Origin of the sequence: Cupriavidus taiwanensis LMG 19424 (assembly GCF_000069785.1) — a bacterium.
In the GTDB taxonomy this organism is placed as follows: domain Bacteria; phylum Pseudomonadota; class Gammaproteobacteria; order Burkholderiales; family Burkholderiaceae; genus Cupriavidus; species Cupriavidus taiwanensis.
On record NC_010528.1, the window covers coordinates 3319316 to 3333594 of the forward strand.

The 14279-nt window shown below is 68.2% G+C and carries 13 protein-coding genes; 7 read left to right on the top strand and 6 right to left on the bottom strand.

Annotation, left to right across the window (positions count from 1 at the left end; translation table 11 throughout):
- Positions 1–93 precede the first annotated feature (93 nt).
- Complete coding sequence (locus tag RALTA_RS15320; RefSeq protein WP_012354317.1) at positions 94–579, bottom strand: Lrp/AsnC family transcriptional regulator; 486 nt, start codon at positions 577–579, stop codon at positions 94–96.
- A 170-nt stretch (positions 580–749) separates the two neighbouring features.
- On the opposite strand from RALTA_RS15320, the gene phhA reads away from it, so the two are divergent.
- From phhA to RALTA_RS15340, 4 genes are all read left to right on the top strand, one after another.
- Positions 750–1679, top strand: a complete 930-nt coding sequence (phhA, locus tag RALTA_RS15325; protein WP_012354318.1) for a phenylalanine 4-monooxygenase — start codon at positions 750–752, stop codon at positions 1677–1679.
- A 149-nt stretch (positions 1680–1828) separates the two neighbouring features.
- On the top strand, positions 1829–2128 hold the full coding sequence (locus tag RALTA_RS15330; RefSeq protein WP_012354319.1) for a 4a-hydroxytetrahydrobiopterin dehydratase: 300 nt from the start codon (positions 1829–1831) through the stop codon (positions 2126–2128).
- 156 nt (positions 2129–2284) lie between these two features.
- Positions 2285–2989, top strand: coding sequence for a response regulator transcription factor (locus tag RALTA_RS15335; protein ID WP_012354320.1), 705 nt, complete (start codon positions 2285–2287; stop codon positions 2987–2989).
- 128 nt (positions 2990–3117) lie between these two features.
- Positions 3118–4746 (top strand): sensor histidine kinase N-terminal domain-containing protein, encoded by a 1629-nt coding sequence (locus tag RALTA_RS15340; RefSeq protein ID WP_407637496.1) that lies wholly within the window; start codon positions 3118–3120, stop codon positions 4744–4746.
- 21 nt (positions 4747–4767) lie between these two features.
- On the opposite strand, the gene RALTA_RS15345 is transcribed toward RALTA_RS15340, so the two are convergent.
- On the bottom strand, positions 4768–5283 hold the full coding sequence (locus tag RALTA_RS15345; protein ID WP_012354323.1) for an SET domain-containing protein: 516 nt from the start codon (positions 5281–5283) through the stop codon (positions 4768–4770).
- A gap of 1132 nt (positions 5284–6415) precedes the next feature.
- Between RALTA_RS15345 and RALTA_RS15350 the strand changes: the two genes are divergently transcribed.
- Positions 6416–6694, top strand: a complete 279-nt coding sequence (locus tag RALTA_RS15350) for an HU family DNA-binding protein (protein ID WP_012354324.1) — start codon at positions 6416–6418, stop codon at positions 6692–6694.
- Positions 6695–6933: 239 nt separating this feature from the next.
- A complete protein-coding gene (locus RALTA_RS15355) occupies positions 6934–7926 on the top strand; it encodes a DUF2272 domain-containing protein (protein WP_012354325.1) in 993 nt (330 codons plus the stop codon).
- 77 nt (positions 7927–8003) lie between these two features.
- Here the strand turns inward: RALTA_RS15355 and dinB are convergent, their stop codons facing one another.
- The 3 genes from dinB to RALTA_RS15370 all read right to left on the bottom strand — a co-directional run bounded on the left by dinB (position 8004) and on the right by RALTA_RS15370 (position 11341).
- The gene (gene dinB, locus RALTA_RS15360) at positions 8004–9083 is read right to left on the bottom strand and encodes a DNA polymerase IV (protein WP_012354326.1); all 1080 of its coding nucleotides are present in this window, start codon (positions 9081–9083) and stop codon (positions 8004–8006) included.
- A 64-nt stretch (positions 9084–9147) separates the two neighbouring features.
- On the bottom strand, positions 9148–10053 hold the full coding sequence (gene rarD, locus RALTA_RS15365) for an EamA family transporter RarD (RefSeq protein ID WP_012354327.1): 906 nt from the start codon (positions 10051–10053) through the stop codon (positions 9148–9150).
- 151 nt (positions 10054–10204) lie between these two features.
- Positions 10205–11341: a TRAP transporter substrate-binding protein gene (locus RALTA_RS15370; protein WP_012354328.1), complete on the bottom strand. Its 1137-nt coding sequence runs from the start codon at positions 11339–11341 to the stop codon at positions 10205–10207.
- 473 nt (positions 11342–11814) lie between these two features.
- Between RALTA_RS15370 and RALTA_RS15375 the strand changes: the two genes are divergently transcribed.
- A complete protein-coding gene (locus RALTA_RS15375; RefSeq protein ID WP_012354329.1) occupies positions 11815–13512 on the top strand; it encodes a carbohydrate porin in 1698 nt (565 codons plus the stop codon).
- On the opposite strand, the gene RALTA_RS15380 is transcribed toward RALTA_RS15375, so the two are convergent.
- Entirely contained in the window at positions 13496–14236 is a 741-nt protein-coding gene (locus tag RALTA_RS15380; protein WP_012354330.1) for an aquaporin, read from the bottom strand. The two genes, RALTA_RS15375 and RALTA_RS15380, sit on opposite strands and share 17 nt — an antisense overlap.
- Positions 14237–14279: the final 43 nt, after the last annotated feature.

A 14279-nucleotide genomic window follows, 5' to 3' on the forward strand; every position in this document is an offset into this window, starting at 1 on the left:
TTCCCGCCACGTTTGCGGCACCCGGCGAGGGTGACACGCACGCCACAGGAGTGCAAGGCCGGCGCATGCCCCCAAAGCGCTACAGGAACGATTTCAGCGCAGGTGCGACAGCGGCAGCGGCCCCTCGCACTTGATTGCCGTCAGCACGATGTTCGAGCGCACGCTTTCCACGCCGGGCACGCGCATCAGCCGTTTCATGGTGAATTCGGCCAGCGTGGGCAGGTCCGGCACCACCACACGGATCAGGTAGTCGGCCTCGCCGGCGACGGAGTAGCACTCCTGCACCTCTTCCAGCAGCAGGATCTCTTCGCGGAAGCGCTCGATGATGGTATCGCCGTGATGCGCCAGCTTGACGCTGACGAAGACGACCACGCCCAGCCCCAGCGCCTGTGACGACAGGCTGACGCGGTACCCGGTGATGACCCCGTCGGCCTCGAGCCGCGCCAGCCGGCGGCCGACCTGGCTGGGTGACAGGTGCACGCGTTCGGCCAGCTGCTGGTGGGTGGCGCGGCCGTCGGCCTGCAGCGCGCTCAGCAGGGCGAGGTCATACGCATCGAGGGAAACACTATGGGCTGCCATACACAAATCCCGCATATCTCAATCCAGGAATGCGCATTATATGCATGATCTATCGAAATCGAGCGGACTATGCGGACAGTTTGCGGCCTCCGGCGCCTAAACTACGCAGTAAATCCGCATCCATGCTGGCGCCGACGCAGCCAGCGCGCATTCCAGGAGACACAAACAACATGTCCATCGCCATGGCCACCGAAGCCCCCGGCGCCTTCCAGGGCACCCTGACCGACAAACTCAAGGAACAGTTCGACGCCGGCCTGCTGTCCGGCCAGGAACTGCGCCCGGACTTCACCATCGCGCAGCCGGTGCACCGCTACACCAGCATCGACCACGCCATCTGGCGCAAGCTATACGAACGCCAGGCCGAGATGCTGCGCGGCCGCGTCAGCGACGAGTTCCTGCAGGGGCTGGCCACGCTGGGCATGGAAAAAGACCGCGTGCCGGACTTCGACCAGCTCAACGAGACCCTGATGCGAGCCACCGGGTGGCAGGTCGTGGCCGTGCCCGGGCTGGTGCCGGACGAGGTCTTCTTCGAGCACCTGGCCAACCGCCGCTTCCCGGCCAGCTGGTGGATGCGCAAGCCCGAGCAGCTCGACTACCTGCAGGAGCCCGACTGCTTCCACGACGTGTTCGGCCATGTGCCGCTGCTGATCAACCCGGTCTTTGCCGACTACATGGAGGCCTACGGCAAGGGCGGCCTGAAGGCGGCCGGCCTGGGCGCGCTCGACATGCTGTCGCGCCTGTACTGGTACACGGTCGAGTTTGGCCTGATCCGCACGGAGCAGGGACTGCGCATCTACGGCGCCGGCATCGTCTCGAGCCAGGGGGAATCGATCTACAGCCTGGACTCGGCCAGCCCCAACCGGATCGGCTTCGATGTGCGCCGCATCATGCGCACGCGCTACCGCATCGACACGTTCCAGAAGACCTACTTCGTGATCGACAGCTTCGAGCAGCTGTTCGACGCCACCCGCCCGGACTTTGCGCCGCTGTACGAAGAACTGCGCGCGCAGCCGACGCTGGGCGCCGGCGACGTGGCGCCCGGCGACCAGGTGCTCAATGTCGGCACCCGCGAAGGCTGGGCCGATACCGAAGACATCTGATCCGGCCACCGCCTGCAAACCCGGGGCGTCCTGCTCCGCTTCCCGCTTTGTGAAACAATGCCGGCATGCCCGCCGCCAAGGCGCGGGCGGGCCGGCTGTCCGCATTGATTTGCGGCCTTCGTTTTCGTTACGACCAGATCGAGCCCCCCATGACCCCTCTTTCCCCGCAAGCCCGTGCCACGCTCCTCGCCGACCTGCCCGGCTGGACCACCGTCCCGGACCGCGATGCGATCTTCAAGCGCTTTACCTTCCATGATTTCAACGCCGCCTTCGGCTTCATGACGCGCGTGGCGATCCAGGCCGAGAAGGCCGACCACCACCCGGAATGGTTCAACGTCTACAACCGGGTCGACATCACGCTGTCCACGCACGATGCCAACGGCCTGACCCAGCGCGACATCGACCTGGCCCACTTCATCGAGCGCGCCGCCGACGCGGTGACGAACTGAGCCGGCGAGCGAAGGCGGCGGCTGTAGGCTAACCGTAAGGAAGCGCGGGGCGGTGCCTAGTACAATCTGCGGCAGGCCCGCACCGCCATGTGCGCCGTGGGGCCCTTGCCCCGTCTGCCTGCCTGCCATGCCCAACGTCCTTCCCGAGCTGCCGCCATGCGTATCCTGCTGATCGAGGACGACCGCCAGATTGCCAGCGGCGTCGAAGCCGGCCTGTCCCGCGCCGGCCACCAGGTGCGCGTCGTCCACGACGGCGTCTATGCCACCGAACACCTGCTGCGCGAGCAGCACGACCTGGTCATCCTCGACCTGGGCCTGCCCGGCATCGACGGCATGACCCTGCTGGCACGCTACCGCGCCCGCAACCGCACCACCCCCGTCATCATCCTGACCGCGCGCGACGAGCTGGAAGACAAGCTCTCCGGCCTGAACGCCGGCGCCGACGACTACCTGATCAAACCCTTCGCGCTGCCCGAGCTGGAAGCCCGCGTGCGCGTGCTGCTGCGCCGCAGCCAGCATGGCGAGGCCGCACCCGAGCGCGATGTGCGCCTGGGCCGGCTGCGGCTGTCCGGCAACGACCGCCGCATGTTCATCGATGCCCGCCCGCTGGAGCTGTCGCCGCGCGAGTTCGCGGTGCTGGAGCTGCTGCTGCAGCGCCAGGGCCGCGTGGTCAGCAAGGCCCAGCTGCAGGACCACCTGGCCACCTTTGCCCACCCCGCCGGCGAGGGCGGCGATACCGTCGGCGACACCGCGATCGAGGTCTACGTGCACCGCGTGCGCAAGAAGCTCGAGGACAGCGACGTCGAGATCGTCACCGTGCGCGGCTTCGGCTACCTGCTGCAGATCCGCGCCGGCCAATGAAACCGCTCCGGCCGCCGCGGTTATCCGACACGCGGCCCAGTCCTTCGGCCTAGCCGGCAATGTGGCCTCGCTCCCGCACCTCCTCCCGGGTTTCCTGGCGCACGGCCTCCCGCATGGCAACGCGGAACGTGCACCCATCTTCCGCCGCGGCTGATGCCGACGGCGCCAGCCCTGCGCCCGCGGCGACGCGCCAGGCCTCCCGCCCCGGCTCCAACATCAGCCTGCGCGTGCACCTTCTGCGCGCGCTGGCCACGCCACTGTTCGCACTGGTGCTGACCAGCGGCTCGCTGTCTTACTGGCTGGCGGCGCACTACACCACGCAGGTGTTCGACCGGGCGCTGTACGGGGTGGCCAACAACATCGCCCAGCAGATCCGCATTGCCGGCCCGCGGCTGGAACAGGACATCCCGATGATCGCGCAGACCCTGGTCGAGGCCGAGGGCACCGATCGCATCTACTGGCGCATCCACGGCCCCGACGGGCTGATCGGCGGCATGGACACCTGGCTGGGCTACGGCACCGGCCAGACCACGCTGCACGACGCGCGCCTGTTCTACGCCTGGTTCAGCGGCCGCCAGGTGCGCGCGGTGCGGCTGCCGGTGATGCTGCCTAGCGCCGCGGTGGACGAACTCGGCACCAGCGAGGCCGGCAAGGCCGCGCGCGGGCCCATCGTGGTCGAGGTGGCGGAATTGCTCGACCGGCGCGAAACCGCCGCCAACGAGATCCTGCTGTCGGTGTCGGTGCCGCTGATCCTGCTGCTGCTGGTGGGCAGCCTGATCCTGTCGCACGTGCTCAAGGAAGAACTGGTGCCGCTGCAGATCCTGGCCGACAAGCTCAACCGGCAGACCGCGCGCTCGCTGGCCGCACTCGACGAGACCCAGGTGCCGGCCGAAGTGGCGCCGCTGATCCGCGGCCTGAACGCCCTGCTGGCACGGCTGCGCGACGCGCTCGACGCGCAGCGCAAGTTCATTGCCGATGCCGCGCACCAGCTGCGCACGCCGCTGACCGCGGTCAAGCTGCATGCCGACCGGGCGCAGAGCGCCGATTCGCTGGAAGTGGCCCGCCATGCGCTGCGCGAGGTGCAGACCGCGGCCGACCGCGCGGTGCGCCTGTCCAACCAGCTGCTGTCGCTGGCGCGGGCGGAGCCCGGGCTGTCGCTGGAACGGCTGGGACCGGTGGAGCACTTCGACCTGGCCGAGCTGGCCTTTGAAATCGGTGCCGAGTGGGTGCCGCAGGCGCTGGCGCGCCGCATCGACCTGGGCTTCGAGATCCTGCCCGGCCCTACCTTCACCGGCAGCGCGCCGGCCGTGGTGCGCGGCAACCGGCTGCTGATGCGCGAGGCGCTGTCCAACCTGATCGACAATGCGGTGAAGTACGTGCCGTCGGGCGGGCGCATCACGGTGCGCGCCGGCGGCGAGGCCATCGGGCACCGCGGCATGGCGGTGGTGATGGTGGAAGACAACGGCCCCGGCATCCCGCCGCAGCGGCGCGAGGAAGTGTTCAAGCGCTTTTTCCGCGGCGACCGCGCCACCGAGCCGGGCGGCGGCCGCGCCGACCAGGCGGGCGGGGCCGGCCTGGGGCTGGCCATCGTGCATGAAATCGTGACCCTGCACCATGGCACCATCCGCATCGAGGACGTGCCGCCGGCACCGGCATCGGCCAGCCAGGCGCCCGCCACGGACAGCACGTCCGAGCGGCGCGCGGTCATGCGCTTCGTGATCCGGATCCCCTGCGAGCCGGCAGGGTCGGTGGCCTGAACCGGGCCGCCGCGCGTCGCCTTACTTGGCCTTCTTTTTCTTTTCCTTCGGCGCCAGCATGGTGCCGCGGCATTGCGGACTGCCGCAGCGGCACTCGAATTCCTTCTTCAGCTTGGCGGTATAGCGCGCGTCGATCACCAGGCCGTAGTCATAGAACAGCTCTTCGCCCTGGGCAATGTCGCGCAGCGCGTGGATAAAGACGCGGCCCTTCTTTTCGCGCGCCTCGCAGTTGGGCTCGCAGGCGTGGTTGATCCAGCGCGCGCGGTTGCCGCCGTACTTGGCGTCGATGACGCTGCCGTCGTCCAGGCTGAAGTAGAAGGTGTGGTTGGGATCGCTGGGATCGTGCGGATGGCGCTCCAGCGCCTTCTTCCACGAAATATGCTCGCCCTTGTATTCGATCACGCGCTCGCCCTCGGCAATCGGCGCAATGGCATAGACGCCCTTGCCGTGCACGCCTGACTGGCGCACCTCGATCCGGTCGCTCGCCGTCTTCTTGCTGCCTTCGCCCGCTGCCTTGCGCTTTGCCTTGTCCGCCATTTGCCTTTCCGTGCTTTTCGCCTGTTGTGCCTGGGTGGCCCGGTGCCGGCCGCCTCGCGCGATCGGGGATGATACCGGGGCGGCTGCGACACGTATACGTGGCACCCCTTCCCTGCGCTGCCACGGCTGGCTTGAATCGCGTATACGAACACCCCGCCCCGCCGCCATGCCGGGTATACGGGACAGCCGTTTACCACCCCGCATGTGGATAACCCCGCCCCGTTCTGTGGACAAGCACGCGGATTGGATGTGGGCTGCCTGGGGCTGGCATGGGGATGCTTCGGGCATAAGTCGGAGGGGGTCAGGCGCCCGCCTCATCCATCGGGCTGAGTCATCCACCTCGGCCAACATTCGACGAGACCACTTCTCGTTTACGTAAACCGTTGAAGGCAAAGACGTTTACGGGGTTTTCCACAGACGCTGCGGGTGTTTACCTACTACTACTATTTGTATACATGAAAGAAAAAGGTAAACCGAAAGAACGACCCGGTCCCGCGGGATCATCCGAAAGGCGGCAGGCGTAAGCGGCGGGTTTGCGAGAGACTTTCTGTTTGCCCGTTCGGGCCATGCGTATACCGGCGGCGTATACGGGAAACCAGGACGGCCATCGCGGCGGTATACGCGCACGCCGGCAGGTGACGGGGATCGCAGCGGAATGGGGGCATGCATGTGCCGAATAACGCTGGCGGATGCTTGCGGTAGCGCGGGCAGGAACATGCACCATAGTGCATCAACGGCGCTGCAGCCCGTACAGCGCTTCCAGACCGCCCAGGAGCGCAGGGTGTGCTCCGCCCCCCGAAGCGGATCAGAAGGCTGCCAGAGGCCTTCTGGAGGCGTCTGGCATGTGGGTATACCGTGCCACACCGATCGCGGAAGCCCGCTCGCCTGGCGTACGGCAATTTGCCGTTTACGCCGCGATCTCCCCAATGGCGAACCCTCGCCCGACCACCCCGATTTGCCTCCAGCCCCGTGCTGGCGCGGCCTCGCAGAAACTGCCAGGTAACAATCTGTTCCCGGTGCGCCTTGTCCGACACGGTATCATGTGGCCCGCGGCGTCTTTGCCGGAGCGGTGCCAGCCTGGCCGCCCGGCATGCCGACGCCTGTGTTTTATCAACTCGATACGGAGTGAAGCATGACGAAAACCGAACTGATCGACGCTATCGCAGCCGGGGTGGACGGTCTGACCAAGGCCAAGGCCGAGCAGGCACTGAACGTGACCCTGTCGGCCATCATGGATGCAGTGGCCAAGGGTGACACGCTGAGCCTCATCGGCTTTGGCACGTTCAGCAAGGGCGAGCGTGGCGAGCGCATGGCGCGCAACCCGCGTACCGGTGAAGAAATCAAGGTCGAGGCCGCCAAGACCGTGAAGTTCAAGGCTGGCCAGAAGTTCAAGGACGCTGTCAACCAGTGATCCTGACGGGCTGCACTGCAGAGCCCGGCATCCTGACCCCGCCATGCCGCCGCCCCGGTGCCCGAGGGCGCAGGCGCGCGTCCGGCGGGGGACGTTATCCACAGTCGTGATCTGAATATCCTGCAGTAACCGCCGCATCGCCCGCTCCGCGTCTGGGCGATCGCGCGCCAAGTCTTCCAACAGGCGTCCAGCCTTGGCCAGAACTGGCCATGCCGGGCGCCGTGCCATGTGGGGCCAACATGTTTGCCCGTCCGCAGCGCCGCAGATCTCCACAGCGTTATGCACAACGCTTTCCACAGCCGATTCCACAGCGTTCTCCACAGGCGCGCGCGCCGCTGCGTGCCGCCTGCGCGGCCGCGCTGCTGGCACTGCTGAGCGCCTGCACCACGGTCGTCGGACCGGCCAGGCCGCAGGCGCGGGCACTGCCGGACACCGAGCGGCCAGTGACGCGCCCGGGCGCCACGCCGCGCGAGCGGATCATCGAGATCGCCACGCAGGAATGGGCCCGCTGGGGTGGCCAGGTGGTGCGGCTGGGCCGCGACGACACGTCTTGTGTGACCTACAGCCCGGCGCCGGAGCTGCCCCCCGAGCTTCCCCTGGCATCGAGTGCCGACGCGGCAGCGCCCGCCGTGGCCACCACCGATACCGAATCCAAGACCAACGGCAATCCGCCGCCGGCGGCAAGCTGCCTTTCTTTCCCGGACGGCACCGGCATGGAGGCCACGCCGCTGGGCTGCACGCTGGCGCGCCGCTACTGGGGCATCGTCGGCGAAGCGCCGAGCTGCAGGCAGGTCACGCAAGGCGCCTGGGCCTGGTCGGCGGTCTTTGTGTCATGGGTCTTGCGCAAGGCAGGCCTGGACGAGCGCCAGTTCCTGACCGGCCAGTCGCACTCGATGTACGTGGTCGACGCCCGCGACGGCATCCTCCCCCACCCTGCGTTCCGCATCGAGCCCGTGCCGGCGATGCCCCGCCCCGGCGACATCATCTGCGCCGGCCGCGGGCGCGACCGTTATCTCGAGGACATCGCCGAGATCGGTTTCGGCACCACGCCGATGCATTGCGACATCGTGGTCGCCGTGGATCCGGCCGCGCGCGTGGTGCGGGCCATCGGCGGCAACGTCCAGCAATCGGTATCGATGGAAGAGATCGAACTGGGCGATTCCGGCAGGCTCGACGGTGTCACCAACTCGCACATGCCGTGGCTGCTGGTGATGCGTAACGACCTGCAATAGGTCGTTCCATCGATGCGATTTATCGCTTATTGTCCAGATGGGCCGCGAATGATAAGTCGCACAAATAATCTGCCGGCTCAGTCGAACAGTTCCAGCTGCGCGCTGTTCCGGTCGCTGGTGCCTACGCCCACCCCCAGCAGCCGCACCGGCAGGCCCCGCCGCGCGTGGCCCTCGGCCAGCAGCCGGGCATAGACGGTGCGGTCCGGGGCATGGCCGCGGCATTCCACCGTGGTCTGCCGGAAGTCCGAGAAACGCAGCTTGACCGTGAGCTTGTCGATGGTGTCGTGCGCCTGGGCGCGCGCAATGCGCACCTCCAGCATGGCGATCAGCGGTTCCAGCTCGGCCAGGCAGGCCTGCAGGTCGGGCAGGTCGTCGGCATAGGTCTCTTCCACGCTGATCGACTTGCGTTCGCGCTCCGGCGTGACCGCGCGCTCGTCGACGCCGCGGCACAGTTTGTACAGCCGCGCCCCGAACACGCCGAACTCGCGATGCAGGCGGTCCGGCGACCACGGTCGGAGGTCGCCGCAAGTCTCGGCCCCCAGCCGGCGCAGCTTGGCCGCGGTGACCCTGCCCACGCCATGGATGCGCTCCACCGGCAGCGCGGCGACAAAGGCATCGACCGCCGCCGGCCGGACCACGAACAGGCCGTCGGGCTTGTTCCAGTCGCTGGCGATCTTGGCGACGAACTTGCTGGGCCCGACACCGGCCGACACCGTCACCCCGACCTCGTCGCGCACGCGCTGGCGGATTTCTTCGGCGATGCGGGTGGCGCTGCCGGCATGGTGCGTGCACAGGCTGACGTCCAGGTAGGCCTCATCCAGTGACAGCGGCTCGACCAGCGCGGTGTATTCGCGGTAGATCGCGAAGATGCGGCGCGAGACCTCGCGGTACTTGTCCATGGCGGGCCGCACGATCAGCAGCTCCGGGCAGCGCTTGAGCGCCTGCGCCGAGGCCATCGCCGAGCGCACGCCGTAGGCGCGCGCCTCGTAGTTGCAGGTGGCAATCACCCCGCGCCGGTCGGGCGCGCCGCCCACGGCCATCGGCCGGCCGCGCAGCGACGGGTCGTCGCGCATTTCGACCGAAGCGTAGAAGCAGTCGCAGTCGCAATGGATGATCTTGCGCTGGACCGCGGCAATGGCGTCAGGCGGGGCAGACATGGCGGCCGGGATGGGGAGCGGCTAGCTGCGAATTATCCGTGGGACGAATGGCGGATAGCGACTTTCATGTCGTCTCATTGATCGATTGGATGGCGGCGGGCTTCTGCCGCGCATTCATCCACAACCCTTCGGCCGCATACAAGGCCAGAGACAGCCAGATCAGCGCATAGCCCACCTGCTTCTGCGCCGGGAACGGCTCGTTCCACAGCCATACGCCCAGCAGCAGCTGCAGCGTCGGGCCGGTGTATTGCAGCAGGCCCAGCAGCGACAGCGGAATGCGCCGTGCGCCGGCGGCAAAGAACAGCAGTGGCACCGCCGTCACCGGCCCGGCCAGCAATAGCAGCCACTGCGTACCCGGCGCTGCGTGGGTAAAGCTGTCCTGGCCGGTGGCGAACAGCCAGGCCAGCGCCGCGGCAGCCAGCGGGAACAGCAGCAGCGTTTCCAGCGACAGCCCTTCCAGCGCGCCCAGCGCACCGGTCTTGCGCAACAGCCCGTAACCGCCAAAGCTGGCGGCCAGGCCCAGCGCAATCCACGGCAGCTGCCCCGCGGCCACCGTCAGCCAGGCCACGCCGGCCGCCGCCACCGCGATCGCCAGCCACTGCATCCGGCGCAGGCGCTCATGCAGGAACACCACGCCCAGCAGCACGCTGAACAGCGGGTTGATGAAATAACCCAGGCTGGCGTCGACCACGCGGTTGGCCGATACCGCCCAGATATAGAGGAACCAGTTGGCGCACAGCAGCGCCGCGCTGGCGGCAAACGACAGCAACAGGCGCCGGTCCCTGGCCACCTGGCCCAGCCACGCCCACTGGCGGCGCCAGGCCAGGATCAATCCCAGGAAGACCAGCGACCACACCATCCGGTGCAGCAGGATCTCCACCGGCGCGATGCCGGGGAGCGACTTGATGTAGAGCGGAAGCAGCCCCCAGATGATGTAGGCCAGCAGCGCGTAGAGAATGCCGAGTTGCATAAGGTTTTCCGAGCGATGCCGGCGATTCTACCGGGGCCGCGCCATCCCCGCCGGCACGTGCCACCAGCGTGCGCCATCAACAAAAAACCCCATGCTCCCGCAGGAACATGGGGTTTGCGGCGGCGGGCCGGTTGCCCGGACGCCAGGCGGCTTACAGCTTGCGTGCGAAGCTGAACTGGGCGAAGCCCTGCTCGGCCACGTTGAACCAGGCCGCCTGGTTGTTGCGGAACACGCGCCAGTCGTCGTAGATCTTCTTGAACGACGGGTTCTTCGCGGTTTCGTCGGCGTAGGACTCCTGGGTGGCCTTGAAGCAGGCCTCCATGATCTCCTTGGAGAACGGACGCAGCTTGACGCCGTTTTCCAGCAGCCGTGCCAGCGCCTGCGGGTTGACCGTGTCGTACTTGGCCATCATGTTGGTGTGCGCCTCGATGGTGGCGGTTTCCAGCGCGCGCTTGTACAGCGCGGGCAGCTTCTCGAACTCGCTGGCCGAGGCGTAGAACGACAGCTGCGCGCTGCCTTCCCACCAGCCCGGATAGTAGTAGTACGGCGCCACCTTGTAGAAGCCCAGCTTCTCGTCATCGTACGGGCCGACCCACTCGGCCGCATCGATGGTGCCCTTTTCCAGCGCCGGGTAGATGTCGCCGCCGGCGATCTGCTGCGGCACTACGCCCAGGCGCGACAGCACCACGCCGGCAAAGCCGGCGATGCGGTACTTCAGGCCCTGCAGGTCGGCCACAGTCTTGATTTCCTTGCGGAACCAGCCGCCCATCTGTGCATTGGTGTTGCCGCCCAGGAAGTTGACGACGTTGTATTCCTTGAAGAACTCGCGCATCAGCTTCATGCCGTTGCCCTGCATCATCCAGGCGTTCTGCTGGCGTGCGGTCAGGCCGAACGGGATGGTGGTGTCAAAGCACAGCGTCGGGTTCTTGCCGAAATAGTAGTAGCCAGCGGTGTGGCCGATCTGCACGGTGTTGTTCTGCACCGCGTCCAGCACCTGCAGGCCCGGCACGATTTCACCGGCGGCAAAGACCTTGATGTTGAACTTGCCGTCGGTCAGTTCCTTGACGCGGGCCGACAGCAGCTCGGCACCGCCGTAGATGGTGTCGAGCGACTTGGGGAAGCTCGAGGCCAGGCGCCATTCCACGGCGGGGTTGCTGCCCACGACGGCCGGCGCGGCCGGGCCGCTGGCGGCGGCAGGCGCTGCCTTTTCTTCACCCTTGCCGCACGCGGCCAGTGCCCCGGTGGCAGCCACGGCCGACGCTTTCAACAGAAAGGAACGACGTTCCATCTCCACTTCTCCTCTTATAGATATTGATTCGGATGCGGGCGCACGGCTTGCATGAGCCGCGCGCCGGACCGTGACGCACCGGCCGCCGGGGTACGGCGGCCTGCGCAGCGCTGTGCCTGTGGCGAACGGGCACGGCGGCGTGCCCCGCATGCCCGGCGCTGGATCCGCGCACACGGCCGAGGGCTGTCTTACCCGAAAGACAAGCCAGCCGATTATAGCGGTGGCCCTTTCGGCACGGGGCCCCGCGCAAGTGCGGGTTTTCGCTAGTCGATTGCGCCATTTCCGCGGTTTTTCGCAATGTGAGACGTCGCACGGTGTGATGGATTTTGTAACCCGGCTTGCGGTCAAATGGTCTCGGCTGATAAAAAACAGTCCCGCCTCCGGAGCCCCGCTGCCGGATATCGTCGTTGCCCGCTGAACCGCCGTACCCGTTGCCGTACCCATTGCCTGCCTGCTCTCGTCGACTTCCCCTGATGCCGCCCGGCCCCAGCGCTTGCGCGGGCCGCGGCGTGCCGCTGCGCCGCCTCGGCTTTGCCGTGCTGGCCGCATGGGGTCTGGCGGCTTGCGCGCAGACCGGCGACTCGGCGTCCGCTGCTGCCGCGCCTGCCACGGCCTTGCAGCCGCCGCGCATCGCGGCGCGTCCTGCGGTTCCCGCAACGGTCACCGCTGGCGCGGCGGCGCCAACCCCCCAGGCAGTGGCAGGGGCCGCCGATACGGCGGCCCCTGGGACGCCAGCGCCGGCCGCGACCGAAGACCCGCTTGCCGCGCTGATCGCCGGCGATGCGGCGCCGGCGGCGAGTGTCACCGTACCCGCCCCTGCGCAATCCAGCGTCGCCGCGGCTGTGCCGCCGGTCGATCCTGACTTCGTCGGGCCGCCCGAACCGCCGGCCCCCCCGCCGCCGCCGCCGCTGGTGCTGTTCCCCCACAAGCTTGGCGAGTTCCAGGCGGAGGCGCCTGCCGCCCCGGCCCAGGGCACCGGCGCGGAGGCCGGCACCCCGTCGGACGCACCGCCGGTACTGCATTCCCAGCTGCCCGCGGACGATCCGGCGGTCGATTCCGTGTGGCGCCTCAGCTACAGCGGCCGCGCCGCGGTCGAGGATCGCTCGTCCACCATGCGCGCCTGCCCGGGTGGGGCGCTGTCCACCGGCATCGGCAGCGGGCTGGCCTGCCGCAGCGCGGGAGAGGTCAGGATCCGCGAGTCGGTGCTGGACCTCGACGGTGGCGCCCAGGTGATGCTGATCGCGCAGGCACGCGGCACGGATGCCACCACCGTCAATGGCCGCCCGGCGGCGATCGATCCCTATGCGCTGGTGCCGCAGTTCTACACGGCGGTCAGCGGGCTGGCGGTGCTGGATGGCGCCACCATGTGGGCCGGCCGGCGCGACAACGCGCCGTTCCTGATGTCATCCGGACTGCTGCCGCCCAACTCCACGGCGATGCGCTTTGGCGTGGACAACGCCAGGCTGGTCGGCGATATCGGCCTGAACTACCAGTACACCGCGCGCGCCGACCAGAACGGCCAGAACCTGCCCAGCTACCACTCGCTGCGCACCGCGCCGATCCCCACCAATGAACAGGGTTCGGTCCAGCTGGGCTTCACACGGGTGGAAGCGCAGCCACTGGTGGAGGATTCCGGTGGGGCGTGGTGGGCGTCGGCGCTGCACGAACAGAAGGGCGTGCTGTTCGGCACCAACCGGCTGGGAGTGCAGTTCGGCGCGGGATCGCGCAACGCCATGACCGGCTATACCGGCATGGGCCCGTCGCTGTCGCGCACGCGCGTGGCCGACTCGATCGAATGGAAGAGCCGCTGGGGCCTTAGCGGCGCGGTGGAGCAAAGCCTGCAGTTCGACCGTTCGCCGGTCGGCACGCTGCAGTGGACCACCACGCGCCTGCGTCCGGCGTACGTTGCCAGCAGCCAGTTCCGGCTGAACTTCGAGGTGTCGCACGACCAGATCTCGTCCGGCTTCGGTGTCAGCGGCCAGCGCACCGCGCTGACGGTGGCGCCCACGTTCACGCTGGGCAAGTCGGCCGGCAATGCCAACCTGCGTGCCTTCTACACCTACAGCCGCGCCAGCGACGTGGACGGCATCGGCTACACCGCGCCGGCCGACGCGTGGGCGTCGCAGCCGAGCGGCTCGATCTTCGGCGTGCAGCTCAATCGGCGCTGGTAGTGGCGCTGGTGGTTCCGCTGATGGTCGCGCCGCTCAGGGTGCTGACCGGCGCCGGTTTCACCTCGGCGGGTTTGCGAAACAGCCAGTGGAACAGCAGCGTGGCGGCCAGCCCGCCGCCGATCTGTGCCAGCACGAAGCCCGGCACGTCCTGCGGCCGGATCCCGGTGAAGGTATCGGTCAGCGCGCAGGCAAGCGTCAGCGCGGGATTGGCGAACGAGGTCGACGACGTGAACCAGTAGCCCGCGGTGATATACCCGGCCACCACGAACGGCACCAGCTGCGGGCGGCTGCGCAGCGTGCCGATGCCCACGCCGACCAGGCCGAAGGTGGCCACGAACTCGCTCCACCACATCGACGCGCCGGTGCGGCTCTGCGCCGACCACCCCAATGCCGGCTCGCCGAACATGGCATGCGCCGCGAGCACGCCGCAGACGCCGCCAGTCAGCTGCACCAGCACATAGCGCAGCGCATCGCGCGGCGCCAGCGCACCCTGCACCAGGGCCGACAGGCTCACCACCGGGTTGAAATGCCCGCCCGAGACCGGCCCCAGCGACACCAGCAAGGCCACCAGCCCCGCGCCCGTTGCCAGCGAGTTCGCCAGCAGCGCGAGCGCGGTATCGCCGGCGGCGAGGCGCTCGGCACGAATGCCGGAGCCGACCACGATTGCCACCAGCAGCGCGGTGCCGAGTCCTTCCGCCACCAGGCGGCGCGCCAGCGTACTCATCGCTGCGCTGCGCCGGCGCAGCGGCGCGAAACAGGAGCGGGAC

Excerpts from the sequence above, each read along its gene's own strand:
- RALTA_RS15380 (WP_012354330.1), bottom strand. The coding sequence starts at position 14,236 with ATGAGTACGCTGGCGCGCCGCCTGGTGGCGGAAGGACTCGGCACCGCG.
- RALTA_RS15345 (WP_012354323.1), bottom strand. The coding sequence starts at position 5,283 with ATGGCGGACAAGGCAAAGCGCAAGGCAGCGGGCGAAGGCAGCAAGAAG.
- RALTA_RS15375 (WP_012354329.1), top strand. The coding sequence starts at position 11,815 with ATGCCGCCCGGCCCCAGCGCTTGCGCGGGCCGCGGCGTGCCGCTGCGC.
- RALTA_RS15330 (WP_012354319.1), top strand. The coding sequence starts at position 1,829 with ATGACCCCTCTTTCCCCGCAAGCCCGTGCCACGCTCCTCGCCGACCTG.
- RALTA_RS15355 (WP_012354325.1), top strand. The coding sequence starts at position 6,934 with ATGTTTGCCCGTCCGCAGCGCCGCAGATCTCCACAGCGTTATGCACAA.
- RALTA_RS15370 (WP_012354328.1), bottom strand. The coding sequence starts at position 11,341 with ATGGAACGTCGTTCCTTTCTGTTGAAAGCGTCGGCCGTGGCTGCCACC.
- phhA (WP_012354318.1), top strand. The coding sequence starts at position 750 with ATGTCCATCGCCATGGCCACCGAAGCCCCCGGCGCCTTCCAGGGCACC.
- RALTA_RS15320 (WP_012354317.1), bottom strand. The coding sequence starts at position 579 with ATGGCAGCCCATAGTGTTTCCCTCGATGCGTATGACCTCGCCCTGCTG.
- rarD (WP_012354327.1), bottom strand. The coding sequence starts at position 10,053 with ATGCAACTCGGCATTCTCTACGCGCTGCTGGCCTACATCATCTGGGGG.
- RALTA_RS15335 (WP_012354320.1), top strand. The coding sequence starts at position 2,285 with ATGCGTATCCTGCTGATCGAGGACGACCGCCAGATTGCCAGCGGCGTC.
- dinB (WP_012354326.1), bottom strand. The coding sequence starts at position 9,083 with ATGTCTGCCCCGCCTGACGCCATTGCCGCGGTCCAGCGCAAGATCATC.
- RALTA_RS15350 (WP_012354324.1), top strand. The coding sequence starts at position 6,416 with ATGACGAAAACCGAACTGATCGACGCTATCGCAGCCGGGGTGGACGGT.